Origin of the sequence: Cellulomonas sp. IC4_254 (assembly GCF_011603975.1) — a bacterium.
Classification (GTDB): Bacteria; Actinomycetota; Actinomycetes; order Actinomycetales; family Cellulomonadaceae; genus Cellulomonas.
The window spans coordinates 1-2,019 of sequence record NZ_JAANNB010000336.1; the positions used below are offsets into that span (position 1 = coordinate 1).

The 2,019-nt window shown below is 75.9% G+C and carries 1 protein-coding gene; it reads right to left on the bottom strand.

The genetic code is table 11. The annotated features are described in order from the left end of the window. Positions 1 to 297 precede the first annotated feature (297 nt). On the bottom strand, positions 298 to 2,019 hold a 1,722-nt coding region (locus G6556_RS18535; protein WP_346775005.1), incomplete at its 5' end, for a metallophosphoesterase.

Sequence of the window (2,019 nt, forward strand, 5' to 3'; positions counted from 1 at the left end):
ACGGGGTGCTCCTCGGGGGTCCGCCGCGCACGGGCGGCGGGGCGGGACGTCGACGTCCCGCGCGGATCTGACGGCAGGGGTGGCGGTCAGGCCCGACAGAGCGGACACGCGCAGGCGTGCCGCAGGGGGCGGCACGTGGGGAGCGCGGAGGTCATGGTCGCGAGTGTGGCACGGGGCACGCGGGGTCGCACGGATCCGCCGCGCCCGTCTCAGGTGCCGGACGGACGTGTCGCCGCGACGCCCCGCCGGGTGCCGCCGGCGTCACCGCGCCGGGCTGACACGCCGCCCGGCGGGGTGTCAGCCCGCCGCCGGCTCCGTGGCGGACCCGGTGGGCGTCGCGGACGGCCCGGCCCCGGGCTCGGCGTCGTCCTCCTCGTCGGGGAGCGGGACGACGACCGGCCAGCGCTCCGGGTCGTGCACGACCGCGCTCGCGTCGGTGCCGATCTCCACGAGCTGCCAGTCGAGGATCCGCCGGCTCGTGGGGTCCCAGCGCAGCAGGGTCATCTCGGCGGTGCCCTTGAGCGGGCCGATCCGCGGCTCGTTCTCCTGCGCGCCCGCCGTGGACGACGAGATGTACCGGATGCCCTCGCCGATCTGCTCGGGGTCCGTGCGGGTGTGCATGTGGCCGGACACCAGGGCCGGGACGCAGCCGTCGGCGAGCATCGCCGGGGCGGCCCGGGGGTTGTGGAACATCACCAGGTCGACGCCGTCCGGCTCCGCGCAGGCGACCTCGGAGAGCCGCGCGCCGACCTCGGCGTACGACTCGTCCTGGGTCTGCGTCTGGATGAGGCGGGTGGCCTTGGGGTCGTGGTCGCCGAGGATCCGCATGCCGCGCACGTCGATGACGCCGCCGTCCAGGACGGTCGCGCCGGCCCGGGCGTACTGCGCGGTGGTCTCGGCGGAGTCGTGGTTGCCCGGTGCGGTGACGAGGTCGACGCCGTCCGGGATCGCCCGGGCGAACGTGGTCACGCAGTACTGCTCGACCGACGTGCCGTTCATCGTGGTGTCGCCCGCGTCGAGGACGACCTCGGCGCCGGACATCTCGGCCAGCGAGGTGATGAGCGGGGCCATGCCGACGTTGCAGTGCAGGTCGGAGATGACCAGCAGGGTGAGCGGCTGCTCCTCCTCGTCCGTGGACTCCTCAGGGGTCGGCGTCGGCGAGCCGCTGGGCCCCTCGGTCGCCCCCGGCGCGGCCGGAGCGTCGTCCGAGGCCGCGCCGTCCCCGTCCCCGGCCCCGTCGTCCGTGGCCGCCTCGGCGTCGCGCCGCACCTCCCAGTCGTCCCACGCGGCGACCAGCGCGTCGTCGGCCTGGTCGTAGAACTCCTCGTTCTCGCGGAACGCCTGCACCACCAGGCCGCCGTAGGTGTCGACGATGCCGCCGAGGCGGCCGGTGATCCGCGCGCCCTCGAGCGGCGTGCCGTCGAACACGGCGGACGCGGTCTGCGACGCGGTCCGCTCCGCGGCGTCGCCCCGCTCGCTGGCCGTGACGAGCGTGCCGACGAGCACCACCGCCAGGCCGCCGGCCGTGAGCTGCGCGGCGTGCGGCGCGAGTCGGTCGGCCAGCTCCTCGCGCCGCCCGGGGCCGAGCAGCCAGCGCCCCGCGAACCACAGCGCCACCAGCACGACCAGCGCAGCGAGCGTCCGCCAGAGCGCGTTCGCGACCAGCGCCCGGGCCGCGTCCTCGATGGTCGCCTGCGGGCCGGTGAAGAACTGCAGGTAGGAGTTGAGATCGCCGGTGAGGGCCTGCAGCGTGTCGATGCCGTGCAGCGCGTCGACGTCGGCGGGGATCTCCTCGACCGTGACCCGCGCACCGAGCCCGAGCGGCAGCGGCGAGTCGATCTGCAGGGTGCCGAACGGCCCCAGGTCGATCGTCACCGTCGCGTCCGTCGTGACGTCGTACCGGGCCTCGTGCGGGCCGAGGCTGGACTCGGCCGTCGCCGTCGTGACGCCGAACACGAGCGCGGCGAGCAGGGCGACGACCGCGAGCACGGCGCGCGCGACCCACCGCCGACGGCGGCC